Here is a 22151-nt window from a genome sequence, read left to right on the forward strand (position 1 = left end):
CCGGGCAAAGAGAGCCGGACGGCCCTTCGGCCGCGGGGGGACGCGAATTCCCCACTCACCGTACACTGCCTTCAGCCCCGGAGCTTCCATGCCGTACCCCCGTCTGCTGGCCCCCCTCGACCTGGGGTTCACCACCCTGCGCAACCGCGTGCTGATGGGTTCCATGCACACCAACCTGGAGGAGGCCAAGGGCGGCTTCGCCAAGCTGGCGGCCTTCTACGCTGAGCGGGCCCGGGGTGGCGTGGGTCTCATCGTCACCGGGGGCATCGCGCCGAACCTGCGGGGCCGGCTCGCCCCGTTCGGCTCCCAGCTCTCCTGGCCCTGGCAGGTGGGGAAGCACCGCCAGGTGACCGAGGCGGTGCATGCCGCGGGTGGCAAGATCGCCCTCCAGATCCTGCACGGGGGCCGCTACAGCTACCATCCCCTCAGCGTGGCGCCGTCCGCCGTGAAGAGCCCCATCACGCCCTTCAAGCCGCGGGCTCTCTCCGAGCGCGGCATCCGGGGCACCATCCGCGACTATGCCCGCTGCGCGGCTCTGGCCAAGAAAGCCGGCTACGACGGCGTGGAGATCATGGGCAGCGAGGGCTACCTCATCAACGAGTTCGTCGCGGCCCGCACCAACCGCCGCACGGACGCGTGGGGTGGCAGCTACGAGAACCGCATGCGCCTCCCCGTGGAAGTGGTGAAGGCCGTACGAGCCGCTGTGGGCCCCGATTTCATCGTCATCTTCCGCCTCTCCATGCTGGATCTGGTGCCCGACGGCAGCACCTGGGAGGAGGTCGTGCAGCTGGCCCGGGCCGTGGAGGCGGCTGGCGCGACCATCCTCAACACGGGCATCGGCTGGCACGAGGCCCGCGTACCCACCATCGGCGCCATGGTGCCGCGGGGCGCCTATGCCTGGGTGACGAAGAAGCTCAAAGGCGAGGTCGGCATCCCCCTCGTCACCACCAACCGCATCAACACGCCGGAGGTGGCCGAGGAGGTCCTGGCCGCGGGTTGCGCGGACATGGTGAGCATGGCCCGCCCCCTGCTCGCCGACGCTGATTTTGTGGTCAAGGCCGCCGAGGATCGCGCCGAGGACATCAACACCTGCATCGCCTGCAACCAAGCCTGCCTGGATCACGTCTTCCAGAACAAACGGGCCACCTGCCTGGTGAACCCCCGCGCCTGCTACGAAACGGAGCTGGTCTTCCCGCCCGTCATCGCCGCCAAGCGCATTGCCGTGGTGGGCGGCGGCGCGGCGGGCATGAGCTTCGCCTGCCACGCGGCCGAGCGCGGCCACGTGGTCACCCTCTTCGAGGCCCAGGCGGAGCTGGGCGGCCAGCTCAACTTGGCGAAGCATGTGCCTGGCAAGGAGGAGTTCTACGAGATGCTGCGGTACTTCCGGCGCCGCCTGGCGACCGCGGGCGTGACCGTGCGCCTGGGTGAGCGGGCCACCGTGGAGCTGCTTGAAGATTTCGAAGAGGTCATCCTCGCCTCGGGCGTCCTGCCCCGCACGCCCCACTTCCCCGGCGTGGACCATCCCAAGGTCATCAGCTATCCCGACCTGCTGTCGGGCCGGAAGGTGGCGGGGAAGACCGTCGCCATCATCGGCGCCGGGGGCATCGGCTTCGATGTGGCGGAGTTCCTGGTGCAACCCGATCCGGCGCCAGATCGTGGCCGCTACCTCACCGAGTGGGGCGTCGACGGCGCCCATGCCCACCGGGGCGGTCTGCTGCCGGCGCCCCAGCCGCCGGCACCCGCGCGGCAGGTCTTCCTCCTCCAGCGCAAGACCGACCGCATGGGCGCCGGCCTGGGCAAGACCACGGGCTGGATCCACCGGGCCGGCCTCAAGGCCATGAAGGTGAAGATGCAGGGCGGCGTCCACTACGAGCGCATCGACGACGAGGGTCTCTGGATCCGCGACGGCAAGGATGCCGGCTCGAAGTGCCTGGCCGTGGACAGCGTCATCCTCTGCGCGGGCCAGGAATCTGAACGCAGTCTCGTGGAACCCCTCCAGGCCAAGGGGCTCTCCGTGCACCTCATCGGCGGCGCGGACCTCGCCACGGAACTTGACGCCCAGCGTGCCATCCGGCAGGGCGCGGAACTGGCCTCAAAGATCTGAATGCCCCTGGGAAGAGGGGCATCGACCAACCTTCCACTCCCAGCGGCACTGCGCCATCGAAGGCGCATGGGCGCCGCCGATTCCGATCAGAGGCTGGCGGAACCTGAACGAGCCACCGCCTAGGCCTGGGCCGCCGCGCGGTGCCGCTTGGCTTTGGCGCGGTTGCCGCATATGGCCATGTCGCACCAACGGCGGCTTCCGTTCTTGCTGTGGTCGAGAAACAGCCAGGCGCAACGTTCCGCGGCGCACTCCTTCAACCGGCCGAGGCGCTCCGAGGTGAGCAGCTCGCCTGCGGAACGGACCACCGGCCATAGCACCTGATCGAAGGACTGATGATCTGCTTCCCAATCCCAGCCATACCCGCGGCCGCGGCTCGCCAGGCAGAGCCTGGCGGAGCTGACGCGCAGCCACGTGTTCAGGTGGTCGAGCGCGCCGTCCTCCGCCGGACGACCGGCGGAGGCGGCAGAGAGAACCGCGAACATGGCCTCGCGCAGGGCCCGTGCGCGATCAAGCGCGGCGCTGGCCGCGGCCGGGTCCTGCCGTGACTGCCGGCGCAGTTCCGCCGCCTTCCTCGCTGGCACAGCCCCCGCTTCGAGCGCCCAGGCGAGGAGATCCTCGTAGCTCCCGAGCAATTCCTCTGAGTTGTCGGTGGGCCGCTTGGTGACGGTGTTGACAAAGTCGAGGCACAGATCCCCCCCGGTCAGGTCAAACCGCTCCCGCCCGCCGCCGGTGGGCGGGGGCTCTCGCTTGCCCGGAGCTTTCCTCATGTGTCGATGATACCCATCAAAAGCCACTTGACGGGTTACCATAAAAAGGTAACCTTTGTTTTAAATATTGGTGGTTACTGCTGGCGTTTGCCGGCGATCAGCGGGCGCACCTTCGGCAGGCGCCTGATCCGCCATTGCCCGACTGCTTCAGCACGACACCTCCCTTGATTTTTCGGCCTGATGTTCTTGGACGTGCCTTGAGACACATGGTTCAACCTCCCGGATTCTCCCCGGGTCATCCCCTGGAGGGTGATATGCAAAAAACCATCGACCGCGTGTTCGGCCTTTCCGCTGATGTTCGCTATGTCGCGATCTACCACCACGGCCAGCTGGCTTCCGCCATGCGATCCAGCCTGGAGAACGCCAGCGCAGCCGAATCGGACAAGTACGAAGAGTTGCTGGTCAATCCCACCTTGCTCACCCTGGCCCGCCAGCGGGGCAACATCGATTGCGGCGGCCTGGAGTATCTCATCGTGCGGTACGGCAGCTTCTTCGAGATCATCCATCCCACAGCGGGAGGCCATCTCTCAGTCGGCGTGGAACCCACCGCGAACCCCCTGACCCTCGTTCCGGGCATCCGGGAGGTGGCTGGCGGTCTCAGCGCGTGATACCCAGCCGGCTCGTAGGAGGCGGTGGCTGATGGCGTCAATGCCGGAGTGGTCCGGCCTCCCTCCGGATTCCATCCAATCCGGCGTTTCACCCCTGCGCTTTCCAGAAGGTAGGATTGACGGGAATTGATAACAGGCTCATCTGTGACCAGCGCCCTACCACGCCTCTCTGCCCCCGCCGCCCAGCGCCTCCTTCTCGGCGCGCAGGGCCTGCTGGACGATCCGGCGCGCCGGGCCACCGCGGCTTCGCTGCAAGCCCTCATCGAGCGGCTGGGCTTTGTGCAGGTGGACACCATCAACGTGGTGGCGAGGGCCCATGACCTCACGCTCTTCAGCCGCCTGGACGGCTATCAGCCCGAACAGCTCAGGAAGCTGCTGGAGGACAAGCGGAACCTCTTCGAGGGGTTCACCCACGATGCCTCCGCCATCCCCACGGCCTGGTTTCCCCAGTGGAAGCCCCGCTTCGCGCGGGACCAGGCGCGCATCCACGCCCACGCCTGGTGGCAGCATCACTTCCGGGGCACGGACGGCGCCCGCGTGGTGAAGGACGTGAAGACCCGCATCGAACGCGAGGGCCCGCTGAAATCCTCGGATTTCGAGCATCCCGAGAAACGCGGCCCCTGGTGGGGGTGGAAGCCGCAAAAGGCCGCCCTCGATTTCCTCTGGCGCAGCGGCGAGCTGATGATCCCCCGGCGCGAGGGGTTCCAGAAGGTCTATGACCTCACGGAACGCGTGCTGCCGGAGCATCACGCCCGGCCCTGCCCGGAGCCCGCCGAGCACCTGGAGTGGGCCTGCGCCACCGCCGCGGAACGGCTCTGGGTATTCACACCGAAGGAACTGGCGGAGTTCTGGGCGAGCATCGAAGCCACTGAGGCCAAGGCCTGGTGCGCTAGCGCGGCGAAGGCCGGGCGGATCGTCCCCGTGGAGGTGGCCGGGGCCGATGGCGCTTCCCGGCCTGCCTTTGCCGTGGCGGACTGGGAGCGCCGCCTGGCGAGGCTGCCCGAGGCTCCCGACCGCACCCGCCTGCTGTGCCCGTTCGATCCCATCCTCCGCGACCGCGCCCGGGCCCTGCGCCGCTTCGGCTTCGACTACCGCTTCGAAGCCTTCGTGCCTGAACCCAAGCGGCAGTACGGCTACTTCGTGCTGCCCATTCTCGAAGGCGACCGTCTGGTGGGCCGGCTCGATCCCAAGCTGCACCGGGACCGCGGGGTGCTGGAGATCAAGGGCCTCTGGTGGGAGCCCGGCGTGAAGCCCACAAGGGCCCGGAAGCGCGCGCTGGATGAGGCGCTGGAAAGGCTGGCGGGATTCGTAGGCGCCGATGAGATCCTGCTGCCATGACCGCGCACCCCGACTACTGGAACCGCATCTACGAGGAGGAAGGCCGCCCGGGTTGGGACATGGCTGGAGCCACGCCGGTGCTGGGGGAGGCGCTATCCCTGGCGTCGGTGCTGGGCCTGGGGCCGGAGGCCGCCATCGTGGTGCCTGGATGCGGGTACGGCCATGACGCGGCGGAATTGAACGCCCGGGGCTACGCCGTCACGGGCCTGGACTTCGCCCCGCTCGCCATCCAGGGCGCCAGGGCGCGCTATGGAGATCGGATCGCCTGGTCGCAGGCGGACTGGTTCACCACCCAGCTCGGTCCGTGGGAGGCGATCTTCGACCACACCTGCTTCGTCGCCATGGATCCGGCGCGGCGGCCCGCCTACGTGGATGCCTGTGCGTACCATCTGAACCCCCACGGTCTCTGGCTGGCCGTGCTCTTCCACGATGTGCAGGGCCGCCCCGGACCTCCCCATGCCATCCCCATGGAGACTTGCCGGGCCCTGGTGGAACCCCGTTTCGAGGTGCTCCATCTTGCACACGCAACAACCAGCCACCCGCGCCGCGCGGGACGGGAGTTCCTGATGGTGGCGAGGCGCCGGCAGGATTGACCGATGCACCTCCGGGGAGCGATGACCTAGAATGGTCCAAACCCCCGGAGTACCCATGCGAATGAAGCCTCTGGCCTTCTTGCTAGCTCTTTCCGCCCTGAGCCTGGTGGCCCAGGATGTGGTTCGCCTCGGCAACCTGAAGTTCGCGCATTACGGGGCCGTGTCCTACATGAAGGAATTGGCGCCGAAGTACAACCTCCGGGTCGAAGAGCGGATGTTCGCCAAGGGCATCGACATCAATCCGGCCATCGTGGCCGGTGAGATCGACGCCAGCGCCGCGGCCCTGGACGCCGCCATCGCCGGACGGGCGGCGGGCGTGCCCATCTACGTGGTGGCGGGCTTCGCCAAGGGCGGAGCGCGCATCGTGGTGAACGCCACCTCGGGCATCAAGTCGCTGAAGGACCTCAAGGGCAGGAAAGTGGGCGTGGCCCGTGGCGGAGCCCAGGAGCTGCTGCTGCTGGCGGAGCTGGCCCAGGCCGGCCTCACCTGGTCCGATCGGCCGGGCAAGGACGTGCTGGTGCTCTACCTTCCCTTCGCGGATCTCAATCAGGCCCTCATGGCCAAGAACATCGACGCCATGTGCCAGAGCGAGCCCTACAGCTCCCAGGCCATCAACCGCAAGTTCGGCGTGGAACTGCTGAAGCCCTATGACACCCCCCTCGGCGAGCCCATCCGCGCCCTGGTCATCACGGAGAAGCTCTACAAGGAACGCCGTGATGTGGCCCAGCGCTTCCTGCTCTGCTTCGTGGAGGCCACCAAGAAGTTCGTCGACGACCCCAAGCTGGCCGAGAAATACGTCCGCGAAAACATGTTCAAGAGCCAGATCAGCGCCGAGGACTACCAGGACGCCATCGGCAATTCCCCCTTCAGCTATGACATCAGCGTGCAGCATGTCCAGGTCACCACGGACCTCATGAAGCAGTACGGCGTGGGCAAGATGGCGAATCCCCCGAAGGCCGGCGACTGGGTGAGGCTGGACCTGCTGGCCGAGGCCAAGAAGCAGCTGAAGATCGACCAGCCCAAGGCCGCCGCACCGAAGCCCGCCGTGCCGAAGCAGAAGGTGAAGAAGGGATGAAACGGTACCGACACGCCGCCTCCGGCATCCTCGTCCCGCTGGCGGCCCTGGCCTTCTGGCATCTGCTCTCCGCCAAAGGCTGGGTGAACGCCACCATCCTCCCTTCCCCCATGCAGGTCCTCACCAAGTGGTGGGCGTACCTGCGACCGCTCGAGGCCTTCGATCCCAGCCAGGGCTCGTACCTCAAGTGGTGCTTCACCGGTGAACTGATCCAGGACGCCATGGGCAGCCTCTACCGCGTGCTGCTGGGCTTCGCCATCGGCACGGGCCTGGCCCTGCCCCTGGGCCTGGCCATGGGCTACAGCAAGGTGGCCTACGGCCTGTTCAATCCACTCGTCCAGGTGTTGCGGCCCATCCCGCCCATCGCCTACATCCCGCTGTCCATCCTGTGGTTCGGCCTGGGCAATCCACCCGCCATCTTCCTCATCAGCATCGGGGCCTTCTTCCCGGTGCTGATGAACACCGTCACCGGGGTGCAGACGGTGGACAGCATCTACCTGCGCGTGGGCCGCAACCTCGGTGCCTCGCGGTTCACGCAGTTCACCCGCATCATCCTGCCCGCCGCCACCCCCTACATCTTCACCGGGGCCCGCATCGGCATGGGCACGGCGTTCATCGTGGTGATCGTCTCCGAGATGATCGCCGTGAACAACGGCCTCGGCTACCGCATCCTGGAAGCCCGGGAGTACCTCTGGTCCGACAAGATCATCGCCGGCATGTTCACCATCGGCCTCCTCGGCCTGGGCATCGATACGGTCATGAGCCGCCTCAGTTCCCGCCTGCTGCGCTGGCACCGTGGTCTGGAGCAGGGATGACGGCCGTGACCATGAATCCCGGATCCCACATCTCCGTCCAGGGCGTCCACAAGGTCTTCCAGAGCGGGGGCCAGGATGTCTACGCCCTCAAGGCCATCGACCTGGAGATCGCCCGCGGGGAGTTCGTCTGCCTGCTGGGCCCCTCCGGCTGCGGCAAATCCACCCTGCTGAACGCCGTGGCGGGCTTCAGCCTGCCCAGCTCTGGCCACATCGTGGTGGAGGGCGCGACTGTGACCGCCCCGGGCCCCGATCGCGGCATGGTGTTCCAGGAATACGCGCTGTTCCCGTGGATGACCGTGGAGCAGAACATCGCCTTCGGCCTGCAGATCAAGGGCGAGACCAGGACCGCCATCCAGGCCAAGGTGTCCAGCCTCCTTGACCTGCTGCACCTCCAGGATTTCCGGAAACGCTATCCCAAGGATCTGAGCGGTGGCATGCGCCAGCGCGTGGCCATCGCCCGGGTGCTGGCCCTGGATTCGCCCATCATGCTCATGGACGAGCCCTTTGGCGCCCTGGACGCCCTCACCCGCCGCAACCTGCAGGACGAGCTGCTGCGGCTGTGGACCGAGCTGAAGAAGACCATCCTCTTCGTCACCCACAGCATCGAGGAGGCCCTCTACCTGGCGGACCGCACAGTGGTGATGACCTATCGTCCGGGCACGGTCAAACGCGATCTGCGCGTGGACCTGCCCCGTCCTCGCGACGTGGCCAGCCCCGACTTCAACGCCTTGAAGAAGGAGTTGAGCATGCTCCTCATGGAAGAGCAGAGTCGGCATGAGCAGGACGAGTTCCGCGGCGCGGCGGTGGATTAGCCGCTGGCTACCGGCCGGTCTTCGATCCGGCCCCGGAGGCCAGGCGGTCGTGCCAGAACAGCAGGTCGATGCCGACGTTCAGACGGAACTCCCGCCCCCAGTGGTGGACCCGGTTCCATTCGATCTCCGGGGCGAGGACGTAATAGATCCAGCGATGCCACAGCTCGCGTTTGAGGAAGAACGTGAGGAGGTACTTGTTCTCCTGCCCGGGCGTGCCGAAGACGCCGAACCGGACGCTCGTGCCACGGGCCATATCGTTTCCGTTGATGCGGCGGCGGATGTCGCTTTCCTGCAGGAGTTCCGTGATGTAGCCAAGGCTGAGGCTGACCTCCCATTCCCAGCCCCGACCGTGCCCCGGCTGCAGTGACGCCACGTCGGCATCCCGCTGTTTCTCGCTCCACTTGAAGGAGGCCGCGGGGCGGAAGTTCCAGAAGCCCTGCCACCGATCCGCCATCACCGAGGTGATCGCGCCGGCGCCATCCCGGCTTTCCCAGTAGAGCCGCTCGAACGGGTAGAGCTTCCAGTGCCCGGTGGCCCAGGTGGGGCTCCAGTCCAGGTGGGTGTACACCTGCGGGCGGAAACTGGCCATGAGCCCCAGGGTCGCGTGGAAATCATCCGTCCAGGTCCGCTCCACGCCGATTCGCGCGGATCGCCGCGCCTCGATGGGGGGTGCCCCCGGCGTCTGGGTGGGATCCAGGGTGGTCACTTTCAGCTTCAGGCGGCGGTCGGCGTTGGGCAGGAAGATCTTCGCATCCAGATCGAGCAGGCCCTTCAAGTGGAACCTGTTCGCCGCATCGAGGTCGGGGAGCCCATACAGGCCCAGGCGCAGCTCGAATGGCGGCACCGGGAGGGGTTCCGTCCCTTTGCGCACGAACCAGCGGTCGACCCGCTCCACCTTGGGTTGCAGGAAGTGGTAGGTCCCCGCCTGGAACCGGTCCAGCTTCTGGCCGAAGGAATCCGGAGCGGGTGGTCCTGGCTCCTCCCCGGCCCACGCAGACGAAGCTGCCATCGTGGCCAGGAACGGCAGCACGCGGGAGCGGAGGCATCTGCGGATTCGCGGGGAGGCTCGCATGGGGCCCGCCTACGCAAGGCAGCCCAGTGTCCCACCGATCGAGTGTCGGGAGTGCCGGAAACGTGAAAAAACAGGCACAATGCGCGCCACTGGATGATCGAAAGGATCCGCCCTAGGCCTTCGGACAGGTGTTCACGCCCAGCAGGGTGTAGAGCGGGCAGAACCGCATGAAGGCGGTCAGCAGGGGCACCACGCCGAGGAGGCCGAACCAGCGAGCCTTGCCCTCCAACAGGAAGACCAGGCTCAACAGAACGAGGCCCGCGACGATGCGCACGGTCTTGTCGGTATTTCCGATATTCGCCTGCATGGAGACCTCCTTCAGGGAAGGGACGGCGGCGGTGGTGGCACGGAAGGCAGGGCCTCCCCCCGGCCCCGGGTGGCAAGGGCCACGGCCAGCGTCCACAAGGGCGCGAGGTTCAGATAGGGAACCGCCTCCGTGACGAAGGAGGGCAGGAAGGCCCAGTGGAAGCCGAGCATGGCCCACAGGACGATCATGGTGATCAGATCGAGACCGGCGCCCAGGAACCAGCCCATGGGGCCGGAGAGATCCGCCGGTACCTGGATGGCGTCCACGGCCAGCGCGATGGCCCAGGCCAGGCGGATTCGGGTTTTGCCAAGGGGCCGGATCATGGAGGCAGTCTACGCCCCGGCAACCGCACCGGGAAAGAGCAGAACTCAGGCCTCGAGGTGGATCTCCGCCAGCGCCTTCATCACCAGCTCGGCACAGGCCTGATAGCGCGCGCGGCCGGTGAGCTCGCCGGGCAGCCCGGAGACATCGACCGGGGGCCCGGCGACGATGGTGATTCGGCCCGGTCGCGGCCATTTTGCCTCTCGACCCCAGCACTCGAAGGCGCCGAAAATCCGGACGGGGACCACGGGCACTTCCCCCTTGGCGATGATGAAACCGATGCCAGCCTCGGCCTCCTGGAGGGTGCCATCGGGTGAGCGGGTTCCCTCCGGGAAGATGAGGACCCGGTTCCCCGCCTTGAGCAGGCTCAGGATGCGTTTCATGCTGGCGAGATCGCCCTTGCCGAGATCCACCGGCAGCACCTGGATCCGCGGGAGCAGCCACCCCAGGAGCCCCTTGAACAGGGTCTTCCGGGCCAGGTAGTAGATGGGCTTCCGGAAGGCGGCCCCCACGGCAGCCGGATCCAGGAAGCTCACATGGTTGGCCACGATCAGGGCGCCGCCGGACTCGGGGAGGAACTCCCGGTGCAGAGTGCGATGCCGGAAAAAGATGCGACCGACGAGCCGCGACAGGGTGTGGGCCAGCCAGTAGATCACAGGCACACCGCCGGAAGGAGGCCGCGAGCGCCCGCTCACCGCCGCGCCTTCCCCGTGGCCCGCTCGATGTGGATGCGCACCACGGCGGTGCGGAACAGGTCCTTGTCGATCTCCCGCTCCACCACATCGTGATGCTCCGCGGCGAAGCGGAGGCCCAGGGCCCGCAGGGCCGCGCGCTTCTCTCCCGCCTCCGTGAGCAGCTCCGCCCGGCCGAAGACAATGACGCTCGCATAGCGGGTGGCGAGTTCCAGGGGCAGAGCCTCGGCCAGGGCGACCGCGCAGTACGAGACCTTCGGATTGGCGGCCAGGTTGGCGAGCTTGTGGCCGACCGTGGCGCAGTGGATGATCAGTGCTCCGTCTGCCACCGCATGGTTCACGGGCACCGCGTAGGGCCAGCCGTCCGCATCCACCGTGGCCAGCACCCCCCATTCCGTTTCCTGGAGCAGCCGGAGGGCTTCAGCTTCATCAAGGGCCCGGTCCCGCCGGCGGATGGGATGGTTCGGCGCGCTCATGTCCGTTCCTTCTGTTTCACCGCCAGCCAATTCAGCGCCTCCAGGGGCGTCATGCGGCTGAGGTCCAGGGCTTCCAATTCTCCGCGGAGACCATCGGGCTCCACTTCGAACAACGGGAGGGCAGGTTGGGAGGGCATGGGCGCCCGGGGCGGCGCCTCCGGTGCCTGGGCCAGCAGGCGCTGGGCTTTCTGGATGACGGCCTTGGGCAGGCCCGCCAGACGCGCCACCTGGATGCCGTAGCTGCGGTCCGCGGGGCCTGGCGCCACGCGGTGGAGGAAGTGCAGCTGCTCCTCCCACTCCTGCACCTCCACGTGGAGGTTCTGGATGCGGCTGTCGTCCGCCAGCTTGGTCATCTCGAAGTAGTGCGTGGCGAAGAGCGTGCGCGGCGCGCCTGATTTAAGGTCCCGCAGGAAGACGGCGATGGCTTCGGCCAAGGCCAGACCGTCCCGCGTGGAGGTGCCGCGGCCGATCTCGTCCAGGATCACCAGGCTCGCGGCGGTCGCCTGGTTGAGGATGCGCGCGGTTTCGGTCATCTCCACCATGAAGGTGGACTGACCCTTGGCCAGCTGGTCGGACGCGCCGATGCGAGTGAAGATGCGGTCCACCAGGCCGAAGCGCATGAGCTCCGCGGGCACGAAGGAGCCCGTCTGCGCCAGCACCACCAGCAGGGCCGCCGTGCGCAGGAAGGTGGACTTGCCGCCCATGTTGGGGCCCGTCACCACGGCCATGGGCTGTGCCGCGCTGAACTGCAGGTCGTTGGGGATGCACTCGCGGCCCAGGCGGGATTCCAGCATGGGGTGGCGGGCGGAGGCCAGCACCAGCTCCCGGTCCTCGCCCAGTTCGGGCCGGGTCCAGCTTGAAAGCCGCGCCCGCTCCGCCAGGGCGGCCAGCACATCCAGTGCGGCCACGGCCCGGGCCAGCCGCGTGAGATCCCCGCGGTGCTCCAGAACCAGGGCCAGCAGGCGCTGGAACTGCGCCGCTTCCAGCTTGGCCTGGTCGCTCTCGGCGCTGAGCAGCCGCTGCTCGAAGGCCACCAGCTTCTCAGTGGTGAAGCGCTCGGCGTTGGCCAGGGTCTGCTTGCGCAGGAAGTGCGCGGGCACGGCGCCCAGGTTGGATTTGGTGATCTCGAAGTAGTAGCCGAACACCCGGTTGTACTTGATCTTCAGGCTGTTGATGCCGGAGGCGGCGCGTTCCTCCTCTTCCAGCTCCAGCATCACCTGCTTGGCGTCCCGGGCCAGGTGGCGTACCGCGTCCAGTTCCCGATCCACGCCCTCGCGGATGACCCCGCCCTTCTCCAGGTCCAGGGGCGGCGCCTCGGCCAGGGTGCGCTGGAGCTCAGCCAGCAGCCCTGCGCACAGCGGCGTCCCGTCTGGCCACAGGCCCAAGCCCGCCACTTCGGGGGCCCAGCCCTCATCCTGGACCCGCGCGGGCAGCTTCTGGAGCACGGCCAGGCCCTCGCGCAGCTGGGCCAACTCCGGTGGCGTGGCGAGACCCAGGGCCACGCGGCCCAGCAGGCGGTCGAGATCCGGCACTTGGGCCAGCAGCGTCTGGATGGGGGTGCGGCGACGGTCCTCCGTGAGCCAGGCCACCTGGGACCAGCGCCGCTCCAGGGTGGCGCGATCACGCAGCGGCTGCTCCAGCCAGGCCTTCAGTTGCCGCGAGCCCAGGCGGGTGCGGCACTGGTCCAGCAGGGCCAGCAGCGAGCCCGCGCGGCCGCCGTCCAGGCCGTTGGCCAGCACTTCCAGGTGGCGGGCGCTGGTGGCGTCCAGCAGGGGGCCCGAGGCGCCCAGCTCCAACGACACGCCCTGGAGGTGCGCGGGCCGGCCCTTCTGCGTGGCCTCCACGTGATCGAGCAGGGCCGCCAGGGCACCCAGGGCCGCCGGATAGGGATCGAGGCCCACGCCTTCCAGGTGCTGCCAGCCGAAGAAGGCCAGCACCTGCTGCTTCGCCCGGGAAGCCTCGAAGCGCCAGGCGGGCAGCCGGGTGCGGGCGGCCTCCAGATCGGGGATATCCCCGGCACCCTCGGCCAGGATCAGCTCCTGGGGGCCCAGGCGTTCCAGCGTGGCCCGCAAGGCCTCCTCGCCCTCGCCCGGCAGCACCCGCAAGGCGCCGGAGGCCAGCTGCAGCAGGGCCAGGCCCCAGGCACTGCCCGAGCGATGCAGCGCGCAGAGCCAGCGGGCGTCGTCATCCAGCCAGGTACCGGGCGTGATGATGCGCTTGATGGCCCGCGGCAGGAGCCCCTTCACCTCCTCGGCCTTGGCGGTGGGCTCGGCGATGGCGGCGGAGAAGCCCGCCGCCAGCAGCTTCGGGAGGTACGAGTCCAGGGCGAAATGGGGCACCCCGCACATGGGAGTTTCCGAATCCGTGCCCTTGCCTCGCAGCGTCAGCGCGATCTCCAGCACCGGCGCGGCCCGGATGGCATCTTCGCCCAGGATCTCGTAGAAATCGCCCATCCGCGTGAGCAGCACGGCCTCGCCCGCCTCGCGCTTGAGGCCCGCGATCTGCTGCAGCATGGGGGTGGACATGGGGCTTACCGGTTTGTCGGAGGGTCAAAGGGTGGAAGAAGACGAATCTCCGATCTTCCCATAGAGCGGAGGCTGCCGCGAAGATGGACCCATGGAACGCGTGGACTGCATCGTCATCGGGGCCGGCGTGGTGGGCTTGGCCCTGGCACGGCATCTGGCCCTGGCGGGCCGTGAAGTGGTGGTGCTGGAGGCGGAGGACCGCATCGGCACGGGCATCAGTTCCCGCAACAGCGAGGTCATCCACGCGGGCCTCTACTATCCGGCGGGCTCCCTGAAGGCGCGGCTGTGCGTGGCGGGCAATCGGGCCCTCTATTCCTTCTGCAAAGCCCGGCGGGTGGACCACCGCCGCTGCGGCAAGCTGATCGTGGCCACCGATGCCAGCCAGGTCGACGACCTCCGGAAGCTCCGCGCGCGCGCCGAGCGCAACGGCGTCCTGGATCTCCAGTGGCTGGAAGGCGAGGATGCACGCCTGCTGGAGCCACAGCTCCACTGCGCGGCGGCCCTGCTCTCCCCCAGTACCGGCATCGTGGACAGCCACGGCCTCATGCGGGCTCTCTGCCTGGACGCCGAGGCCGCGGGCGCGACGGTGGTGCTGAAGAGCCCTGTCACAGGCGGCCTGGACACCGCCGAGGGTCTGAAGGTGGAGGTGGGCGGCGCCGAGCCCATGAGCCTGCTGGCGGAGCGGGTCTTCAACTGCGCCGGTCTGGGGGCCTTGGCGCTGGCCCGCACCTTCGTCGGAATCCGCCTCCAGGCCCTTCCGCCCCTGCCCCGGCAGTTCGCCAAGGGCAACTACTTCAGCCTGGCCGGCGCGGCGCCCTTCTCGCGGCTGGTCTATCCCCTCCCGGACCAGAACCACCTGGGCGTCCACCTCACCCTCGACTTGGCCGGCCAGGCCCGGTTCGGGCCCGACGTGGAGTGGATCGACCACGAGGACTACGACGTGGATCCCCGCCGCGCCGAGGGTTTCTACGCCGAGGTCCGGAAATACTGGCCCGGCCTGCCCGCCGGCTCGCTCCAGCCCGCCTATGCGGGCATCCGCCCCAAGCTGCATGGACCCGGCGAGTTCGCTCCCGACTTCCTGATCCAGCGGGAGGACGCCCATGGGGTTCCGGGCCTGGTGAACCTCTTCGGCATCGAATCCCCGGGCCTCACCGCCTGTCTGGCCCTGGCGGAGGAGGCCGCGGCCTAGCCTGCCACCACGGCCCCGCCTTTCCGCGTTTTCGGACCGTCGAATCTGATCAATTAAAAATACAAGCCATCTCACAACAGAGATGGCTTTCATGTTGACACGGCAAATATGTCCGATATACCTTTGGAGAGTCATGACAGCAAAAAACAGGCATTATTCACCAAAAGGGGAACATTTAATGCACGTGAGCAAGCATCTTCTCACCGCCCTTCTCGCTGTCGGCATTGCCGGCACCGCCTCCGCCCAGTCGGCGACCAACTGGACCGGCTTCTACCTCGGCGCCAACGCGGGCTACGGCTTCGGCAAGTCCGATGTGACGACGTCGACGGTCTTCAGCACCACCGGCTACTTTGCCGCCTCCAGCGTGGCTTCGATCAACGCGATCGGTGCGGACAGCGTGAAGCCCAAGGGGTTCGAGGGCGGCCTGACCTTCGGCTACAACGCCCAGACCGGCCACACAGTGTACGGCTTCGAGATGGACGCCAATGCCTTCAGCCTGAAGGACGACCGCTCCACGACCGTGGTCTACCCCGGCTTCGCCCCCACCACCTACACGATCAACCAGACCACCAAGGCCGAGTACCTGGTGACCCTGCGCGGCCGGGTGGGCTACGCCGACAACCGGAACCTCTGGTTTGGCACCGCCGGCCTGGCCCTGACCTCCCTCAAGATCGAGGACAGCTTCTCGGACACCTTCGCCACCGCGGCGGAGAGCGTCTCCAAGTCGAAGTCCAAGCTTGGCTGGACCCTTGGCGCCGGCTACGAATACGCCACGCCCGACCACTGGACCTTCAAGGCCGAGATCCTCTACCTGGACTTCGGCAAGGTCTCCGTGGATGGCGGGACTCTGACGGCCTTCACCCCCGCGACCGCCTTCCCCACCAGCCCCTTCACCCACACAGCCAACCTGAAGTCCGAGGTCGTCCGCATCGGCTTCAACTACAAGTTCTGATCCCGGCCAGTCCGTTCCGGGTCCGATGGAGCCTGCGAAAGCGGGCTCCTTTTTCATGTCGACCGCCGGGGGCGCATGCTGGAACGCCCGCCTCGGCCCGATCGTGACGGTCCGCGTTGTCGGGGCCCACGGAGGGCCCCGAGGTGACTATGCTGGATGACCACCCATGCCCACGCCCCCAGATCCTTCAAGGCCTCGTTCCACCTCCGGCGGAACCGGCGACGACTGGACGGCCGCGGGCCCGGAGCCGCCCCGGGAGGCCACCCAGCTCCGGCCGGCCGACCCGTCCTTCCGCGACTCCGGCTCCCCGGCCCCCGGCCTGAGCCCCGAGGAGCTCATGGCCCGCTTCCCCCTGCCCAAGCAGGGGCGGTATGAGGCCCTGGAAGTCGTCGGCGAGGGCGGCATGGGCGTGGTCTACAAGGTCTTCGACCGGCAGCTGCAGCGCCCTGTGGCCCTCAAGCTCCTCAAGCGCCTGGACCGGGAGGACACCGAGCGGTTCCTCCAGGAGGCAAGGGTCCAGGCCCAAGTGGAGCACCCCAACATCTGCCACATCTTCGAGGCCGGCGAGGCCCAGGGCCACCCCTACCTGGTCATGCAGTTCGTGGACGGCCCGACCCTCCGGGAAGCCTGCGGGGATCTCGACCTCCAGGCCAAGGTGGAGGTCCTCCTCCAGACCGCCGAGGCCCTGCACGCCTGCCATCGGGCCGGCATCGTCCACCGCGACGTCAAGCCCGGCAACGTGATGCTGCAGAAGAAGGACGGCGGCTGGCACGCCTTCCTCATGGATTTTGGCGTGGCCCGGGATCTGGACGCCGTTTCGCGCACGCATACGCACGCCATCATGGGCACCCCCATGTACCTGAGCCCTGAACAGGCTCTGGGTCGCGCGGACAAGGTGGATCGCCGCTCGGATGTCTATGCCCTCGGCACCCTCCTCTACGAATGCCTGACGGGCGCGCCCCCCTTCCATGGCGAGACGCCGCTGGCCCTCCTGCGGAAGATCGCGGAGGACGACCCCGTGCCGCCTTCCCGCCTCGCTCCGGAGGTTCCGCGGGACCTCCAGACCATCATCCTCAAGGCCCTGGAGAAGGATCCCGCGCAACGCTACGATTCGGCGCGGGCCTTCGGCGAGGATCTGCGGCGCTTCCTCGATGGCGATCCGATCCAGGCGCGGCCCCCCTCCCTCGCGTACCGCGCGGACCGGCTCCTGCGCAAGAACCGGCCGGTGGCCGCCCTCCTGACCTGCTTCCTCCTGGCGGCCGTCTACGGTCTTTTCTCCGCCCTGAGGGCCCGTTCCCAGGTGCGGTTCGCCCAGCAGTTGGCGCAGGAAGTGGAACGGCTCAACAGCCGCATCTTCCAGGTGCGCAGCCTGCCCCGGCACCCCGCGGGCAGGGAACTTCAGGATGTCCGGACCGCGCTCGCCCGGCTCCAGACCGAGACCGAACAGCAAGGGCGGTGGGCCCAGGGGCCCGCCCGTCTGGCCCTGGGCCGCGGCTACCTCGCCCTGGGCGACCTGGAGAAGGCGCGCGTCCAACTGGAGGCGGCCCGGAAAGCCGCGCCTAGGGATCCCGATGCCGCGCAGGCCCTCGGCACCACCTTGGCGCGCCTCTATGTGGCCGAACTCGAAGGCCTCCACGGCCAGGCCCTGGAGGAGCGCCGCCGGGACCTGGAGCCCACCCTCCGCGATCCCGCCCTGGCCCTCCTGCGCGAGGCGCGGGGGCGGAGCCTGGAGGGGTCGGCCTATACCGAGGGCCTGCTCGCCCTCGTCCAGGACCAACTCGACGAAGCGCTGCGGAAGGCGAAGGAGGCCCAGATCCGCCAGCCCTGGTTCCCGGAGCCATGGCTGCTGGAGGCCGAGGCCCGCAAGGGGATGGCCCTCAAACTCCTCCTCGCGGGCCGGCGGGATGAGGCCGTGGCCGAGATGGAACGCGAGGGTGCCTGCCTGCTGGAAGCCCAGGACCGCGCGCGCAGTGCGCCCGAGCCACTGGTGGAGGAAGCCCAGCGGCGCTTCGCGCTCCTCAGCCTGAAGCTGGACCAGGGCCAGGCCACGCCGGCGGATCGCGAATGGGCGCTCCGGCCCGTGCAGGAGGCCCTGGAAGTCGATCCGGACAACTGGCAGGCCTACAGCTACAGCACGGCCATCCACCGCCGGTGGGCCACGCAGCTCCTGAACCGCGGCGAGGATCCCAGCCCTGCCCTCGACGCCGCTGCCTCGGATGCCGAGAAGGCCCTGGCGCTCCGGCCGTCGGAAGCGGCCCTCTGGGTGAACTGGGCCACGGTGCTGCGCAATCGCGCCGAGCGGGACATGGCCCAGGGCCGGGACCCGGAGCCCTTCCTGGAACGGGCCGAGGCGGGGCTCCAGCAGGCGCTCCAGCAGCCCCGCCTGCACGACTATCTCCTCGACGCTCTGGGCAACATCCATGCGCTGCGGGCCGAACGCCAGCTCCTGACAGGGCGGGATCCTTCGGCCGAGGTCAAGGCCGCCGCGGGCATGCTGGAGGCCGCCTCCGCCCTTCGCCCCTGGGTCGGGCACAACTTCAGCGAGGGCGCGGCCTACCAGACCCTGGCCCAGTATCAGGCGTGGACCGGGGTCGACCCCCGCCCTGCGCTGGACGCGGCCCTCCGATGCCACCGGGCGGGCCTGGCGCTCCAGCCCTCCTCGCGCTTGTCCCGTCTGGGCCTGATCGGGTCCCTCCTCGACCGGGCGACCTGGGACCTGGACCAGGGGCGTGCTGCCGCGGACGACCTGACCGAGGCGCGCCGCCAGATCGAAGGCCTCCTCGCCAAGGGGCCCGGCAGCGCCGAGGTTCTGGCGGCCAGTGCCCGCGAGCGGCTGCTCTCCGCCCGTGCCTCGCGCAGTCCCGCCCTGGCCCGCCAGGCCCTGGCCCTCCAGCAGCGGGCTGCCGCCCTCGCCCCCGGCAATCTCAACCTGAAGCTTGCCTGGGGTGTCCAGGCCCTCGAGGCCGTACGGGAGCTCAACCTGCCCATGGATCCCGGTGCGGCGGCCGCCCTGCAGGCCGCTGCCCAGGCCCGCCCCTGGGATGGTTGGGCTCAGCTGTTGGAGGCTGAGCACTTGCTGAGGACCAACCGCGCTGGCGGAGCCCGGGTCCTCACCGGAAAGGCCCTTGGGCTCAACCCGGCGTTGGAGCGAGAAGCCAGCCGGCGGGGGTTGAATTAGCAAATTATGAAGAAAATTTTAGTGCATAGACATCATATTTGAATCATCCTGGAAGCCGAGGTGTTCCATGTCCCTCCTTCCCCTCACCCAGAAAGCCAACGACACGCTGGTGGCGGCGCGGCAGCGGGCGGTGCAGGACCAGCACCCGGAACTGGTGCCCCAGCACCTCTTCGGGGCCCTGCTGGCGCCGGAGGCGGGGCTGCATCCGCTGCTGGAGCGGGCCGGGCTGTCGCCCGAATCCACCCAGGGCCTGGTGGCAGCCGCGGAGGATCTGATCGCCAAGCTCCCTCGGGCCGTGGGCGGTGCCGAGCCCCAGGTGGGCGCGGCCTTCCGCCATTTCCTGGAAGTCGCCAGCGACACCGGTCGCGGGCTGGGCGACCGCTTCCTGGCCACGGACGCGCTCTTGCTGGCCCTCAGCAACGCGCACACGGACGCCAAGAAGGTGCTGGAGCGCTTCGGCCTGGACCGGAAGACCCTGGAGGTCGCCATCCGCGACACCCGCAAGGGCTCGAAGGTGGAGGACGAGAAGGCCGAGGAGAAGTTCGCCAGCCTGGAGAAGTACGCCAAGGACTACACGGCCCTGGCCGCCGCCGGGAAGCTGGACCCGGTCATCGGCCGCGACGAGGAGATCCGCCGTGTGCTGCAGGTGCTCTCGCGGCGCACCAAGAACAACCCCGTGCTCATCGGCGAGCCCGGCGTGGGCAAGACCGCCATCGTGGAGGGCCTGGCCCAGCGCATCCACAAGCGGGACGTGCCCGAAAGCCTGAAGGGCCTGCGCGTCATGGGCCTGGACATGGGCTCCCTGGTGGCCGGCACCCAGTACCGCGGCCAGTTCGAGGAGCGCCTCAAGGGCGTCATCGAGGAGGTCGAGAAGGCCGAGGGCCAGATCGTCCTCTTCATCGACGAGCTGCACCTGCTGGTGGGCGCGGGCGCCGTGTCCGGCGGCATGGACGCCGCCAACCTGCTGAAGCCGGCCCTGGCGAGGGGCGAGCTGCGCTGCATCGGCGCCACCACCCTGGACGAGTACCGCAAGCACATCGAGAAGGACGCTGCCCTGGAGCGCCGCTTCCAGCCGGTGCTGGTGGACGAGCCCTCCGTGGAGGACGCCATCTCCATCCTCCGCGGCCTGAAGGAGCGCTACGAGCTGCACCACGGCGTGCGCATCCAGGACGCCGCCCTGGTGGCCGCCGCCCACCTCAGCCAGCGCTACATCTCCGACCGTTTTCTGCCGGACAAGGCCGTGGACCTCATGGACGAGGCCGCCAGCGCCGTGCGCATGCAGATCGACAGCCGCCCCACGGAGATCGACGTCCGCGAGCGCCGCGAGATGCAGCTGCAACTGGAGCGGCACTCCCTCACGAAAGAGAAGGATGCGGCCAGCCGTGCCCGACTGGCCGATCTCGAGAAGGAACTGGCTGAGCTTAATGAGGAGCTGAGCCACCTGCGGGCGCAGTGGGAGAACGAGAAGAAGGTCATCGAGGGCACTCGGGGGCTGCAGAAAAAGCTGGACGATCTGCGCATCGAGCTGGACCAGGCCAAGACGAAGGGCGAGTACGAGCGGGCCTCGCGCCTGGAGTACGGTGAGATCCCCGCCCTGGAGAAGCAGATCGCCGCCACCTCGCCCAAGGAGAGCGCCATGCTGCGCCTCGAAGTGGGCGAGCCCGATGTCGCGGCCATCGTGAGCCGCTGGACCGGCATCCCCGTGAGCCGCATCCTCGAAGGCGAGGTGGAGAAGCTGCTGCACATGGAGGCCCGCCTCGGCGAGCGCGTGGTGGGCCAGGACCCGGCCCTCACGGCCATCTCCGACGCCCTGCGCCGCAACCGCGCCGGCCTGGGCGATCCCAAGCGACCCATCGGCAGCTTCCTCTTCCTGGGCCCCACAGGCGTGGGCAAGACCGAAGTCGCGCGCGCCCTGGCGGAGTTCCTCTTCGACGACGAGAACGCCCTGGTCCGCATCGACATGAGCGAGTTCACCCACGAGGCGGATGCCACGCGCCTCATCGGCGCCGCGCCGGGCTATGTGGGCTACGAGGAGGGCGGGCGCCTCACCGAGGCCATCCGCCGTCGCCCCTACGCCGTGATCCTCCTCGACGAGATGGAGAAGGCCCACCCGCGCACCTTCGACCTCTTCCTCCAGGTGCTGGAAGATGGCCGCCTCACGGACGGCCAGGGCCGCACGGTGAACTTTCGCAACACGGTGGTGCTCATGACCACCAATCTGGGCAGCCAGGCCATCTACGATGCCGGGGGCGATACCTCGAAAGCCCAGGTGGCTGTTCAGGCCGCCCTGCACGGCCACTTCCGGCCGGAATTCCTGAACCGCCTGGACGAGGTGGTGATCTTCCGCTCCCTGGATCGGGACGACATGAAGGCCGTCGCCCGCATCCAGCTCAAACGCGTAGAGGCCCTGCTGCGGGATCAGCGGCTGGATCTGGAGGTGCCGGAGGCGGCGCTGGACTGGCTGGCGACCGAGGGCTTTGATCCCCACTACGGCGCCCGCCCGCTCAAGCGGCTGATCCAGCAGTCCGTCGTCAACCCTCTGTCCCGCCTCATCCTCCAGGGCCAGCTCCAGCCCGGCGGCCGGGCCCTGCTCTCGATCCACGACGGCCAGCTCCTCGTTGAGGGCGAGGCCATCCAGTAGGCGCCCTCGCCCGGCAGCCGTTCACCCGGCGCTCCGCTTGGGTTCACGGGCCGGGCCTGCTTCCCCGCGAACGGACGCGCCACCGGCGCGTCCTCCCACTCGGCCCGCGCTGCGCTTGGCCTCGCGGAGCGGGTCCCGCGGCTTTGATCCCCACTACGGCGCCCGGCCGCTCAAGCGGCTGATCCAGCAGTCCGTCGTCAATCCGCTGTCCCGCCTCCTCCTCCAGGGCCAGCTCCAGCCCGGCGGCCGGGCCCTGCTCTCGGTCCGCGACGGCCAGCTCCTGGTCGAAGGCGAGGCCGTCCAGTAGGCGCCCTCGCCCGGCAGCCGTTCACCCGGCGCTCCGCTTGGGTTCACGAGCCGGGCCTGCTCCCCCGCGAACGGACGCGCCACCGGCGCGTCCTCCCCCTCGGCCCGCGCTGCGCTTGGCCTCGCGGAGCGGGTCCCGCGGCTTTGATCCCCACTACGGCGCCCGCCCGCTCAAGCGGCTGATTCAGCAGTCCGCCGTCAACCCGCTGTCCCGCCTCATCCTCCAGGGCCAGCTCCAGCCCGGCGGCCGGGCCCTGCTCTCGATCCACGACGGCCAGCTTCTCGTTGAGGGCGAGGCGGTCCAGTAGGCGGCAGGGCCCTGGAGGCTGTGGGCAAATAAAACCGTATTCATGCGAAACTTGCCATCGACCTGGACCCGC

General features: G+C 68.6%; 20 protein-coding genes. 13 read left to right on the forward strand and 7 right to left on the reverse strand.

Going from position 1 to position 22151, the window contains the following annotated elements:
• Positions 1-88 precede the first annotated feature (88 nt).
• Positions 89-2104 carry an NADPH-dependent 2,4-dienoyl-CoA reductase gene (locus NOV65_RS06580; protein ID WP_257305258.1) on the forward strand — a complete coding sequence of 672 codons (2016 nt, stop codon included), beginning with the start codon at positions 89-91 and terminating at the stop codon, positions 2102-2104.
• 119 nt (positions 2105-2223) lie between these two features.
• On the opposite strand, the gene NOV65_RS06585 is transcribed toward NOV65_RS06580, so the two are convergent.
• Positions 2224-2871 carry a CGNR zinc finger domain-containing protein gene (locus tag NOV65_RS06585; protein ID WP_257305259.1) on the reverse strand — a complete coding sequence of 216 codons (648 nt, stop codon included), beginning with the start codon at positions 2869-2871 and terminating at the stop codon, positions 2224-2226.
• Positions 2872-3125: 254 nt separating this feature from the next.
• Here NOV65_RS06585 and NOV65_RS06590 point away from each other — a divergent pair, with 254 nt between their 5' ends.
• From NOV65_RS06590 to NOV65_RS06615, 6 genes are all read left to right on the forward strand, one after another.
• Positions 3126-3479, forward strand: a complete 354-nt coding sequence (locus NOV65_RS06590; RefSeq protein WP_257305260.1) for a hypothetical protein — start codon at positions 3126-3128, stop codon at positions 3477-3479.
• 144 nt (positions 3480-3623) lie between these two features.
• The gene (locus NOV65_RS06595; RefSeq protein ID WP_257305262.1) at positions 3624-4817 is read left to right on the forward strand and encodes a winged helix-turn-helix domain-containing protein; all 1194 of its coding nucleotides are present in this window, start codon (positions 3624-3626) and stop codon (positions 4815-4817) included.
• On the forward strand, positions 4814-5410 hold the full coding sequence (locus NOV65_RS06600) for a methyltransferase domain-containing protein (protein ID WP_257305264.1): 597 nt from the start codon (positions 4814-4816) through the stop codon (positions 5408-5410). The genes NOV65_RS06595 and NOV65_RS06600 overlap by 4 nt, the downstream gene beginning before the upstream one ends.
• A 55-nt stretch (positions 5411-5465) precedes the next feature.
• The gene (locus NOV65_RS06605) at positions 5466-6485 is read left to right on the forward strand and encodes an ABC transporter substrate-binding protein (RefSeq protein WP_257305266.1); all 1020 of its coding nucleotides are present in this window, start codon (positions 5466-5468) and stop codon (positions 6483-6485) included.
• On the forward strand, positions 6482-7300 hold the full coding sequence (locus tag NOV65_RS06610; RefSeq protein ID WP_257305267.1) for an ABC transporter permease: 819 nt from the start codon (positions 6482-6484) through the stop codon (positions 7298-7300). Before NOV65_RS06605 ends, NOV65_RS06610 begins: the two co-directional genes overlap by 4 nt.
• Entirely contained in the window at positions 7297-8112 is an 816-nt protein-coding gene (locus NOV65_RS06615) for an ABC transporter ATP-binding protein (RefSeq protein ID WP_257305268.1), read from the forward strand. The genes NOV65_RS06610 and NOV65_RS06615 overlap by 4 nt, the downstream gene beginning before the upstream one ends.
• 7 nt (positions 8113-8119) lie before the next feature.
• Here the strand turns inward: NOV65_RS06615 and NOV65_RS06620 are convergent, their stop codons facing one another.
• The 6 genes from NOV65_RS06620 to mutS form a co-directional block, all read right to left on the reverse strand.
• A complete protein-coding gene (locus tag NOV65_RS06620; protein WP_257305269.1) occupies positions 8120-9184 on the reverse strand; it encodes a hypothetical protein in 1065 nt (354 codons plus the stop codon).
• A 112-nt stretch (positions 9185-9296) separates the two neighbouring features.
• Positions 9297-9491 carry a YgaP family membrane protein gene (locus NOV65_RS06625; protein ID WP_257305270.1) on the reverse strand — a complete coding sequence of 65 codons (195 nt, stop codon included), beginning with the start codon at positions 9489-9491 and terminating at the stop codon, positions 9297-9299.
• Between the two features lie 11 nt (positions 9492-9502).
• A complete protein-coding gene (locus NOV65_RS06630; protein WP_257305272.1) occupies positions 9503-9814 on the reverse strand; it encodes a hypothetical protein in 312 nt (103 codons plus the stop codon).
• Positions 9815-9859: 45 nt separating this feature from the next.
• The gene (locus NOV65_RS06635; RefSeq protein WP_257305274.1) at positions 9860-10474 is read right to left on the reverse strand and encodes a lysophospholipid acyltransferase family protein; all 615 of its coding nucleotides are present in this window, start codon (positions 10472-10474) and stop codon (positions 9860-9862) included.
• Positions 10475-10503: 29 nt separating this feature from the next.
• Positions 10504-10980 (reverse strand): pyridoxamine 5'-phosphate oxidase family protein, encoded by a 477-nt coding sequence (locus NOV65_RS06640; protein WP_257305275.1) that lies wholly within the window; start codon positions 10978-10980, stop codon positions 10504-10506.
• Positions 10977-13505 carry a DNA mismatch repair protein MutS gene (mutS, locus tag NOV65_RS06645; RefSeq protein WP_257305277.1) on the reverse strand — a complete coding sequence of 843 codons (2529 nt, stop codon included), beginning with the start codon at positions 13503-13505 and terminating at the stop codon, positions 10977-10979. Before mutS ends, NOV65_RS06640 begins: the two co-directional genes overlap by 4 nt.
• A 91-nt stretch (positions 13506-13596) precedes the next feature.
• Here mutS and NOV65_RS06650 point away from each other — a divergent pair, with 91 nt between their 5' ends.
• The 6 genes from NOV65_RS06650 (at position 13597) to NOV65_RS06675 (ending at position 22079) form a co-directional block, all read left to right on the forward strand.
• The gene (locus tag NOV65_RS06650) at positions 13597-14694 is read left to right on the forward strand and encodes an NAD(P)/FAD-dependent oxidoreductase (RefSeq protein ID WP_257305279.1); all 1098 of its coding nucleotides are present in this window, start codon (positions 13597-13599) and stop codon (positions 14692-14694) included.
• A gap of 184 nt (positions 14695-14878) precedes the next feature.
• Positions 14879-15646 (forward strand): outer membrane protein, encoded by a 768-nt coding sequence (locus NOV65_RS06655; RefSeq protein WP_257305280.1) that lies wholly within the window; start codon positions 14879-14881, stop codon positions 15644-15646.
• A gap of 166 nt (positions 15647-15812) precedes the next feature.
• Positions 15813-18824: a serine/threonine-protein kinase gene (locus NOV65_RS06660; RefSeq protein WP_257305282.1), complete on the forward strand. Its 3012-nt coding sequence runs from the start codon at positions 15813-15815 to the stop codon at positions 18822-18824.
• Positions 18825-18891: 67 nt separating this feature from the next.
• Positions 18892-21465 (forward strand): ATP-dependent Clp protease ATP-binding subunit, encoded by a 2574-nt coding sequence (locus NOV65_RS06665; RefSeq protein ID WP_257305283.1) that lies wholly within the window; start codon positions 18892-18894, stop codon positions 21463-21465.
• Positions 21466-21580: 115 nt separating this feature from the next.
• The gene (locus tag NOV65_RS06670) at positions 21581-21772 is read left to right on the forward strand and encodes a hypothetical protein (RefSeq protein WP_257305284.1); all 192 of its coding nucleotides are present in this window, start codon (positions 21581-21583) and stop codon (positions 21770-21772) included.
• 115 nt (positions 21773-21887) lie between these two features.
• Entirely contained in the window at positions 21888-22079 is a 192-nt protein-coding gene (locus tag NOV65_RS06675; RefSeq protein ID WP_257305285.1) for a hypothetical protein, read from the forward strand.
• Positions 22080-22151: the final 72 nt, after the last annotated feature.

Origin of the sequence: Geothrix campi (assembly GCF_024609265.1) — a bacterium.
GTDB lineage: Bacteria > Acidobacteriota > Holophagae > Holophagales > Holophagaceae > Geothrix > Geothrix campi.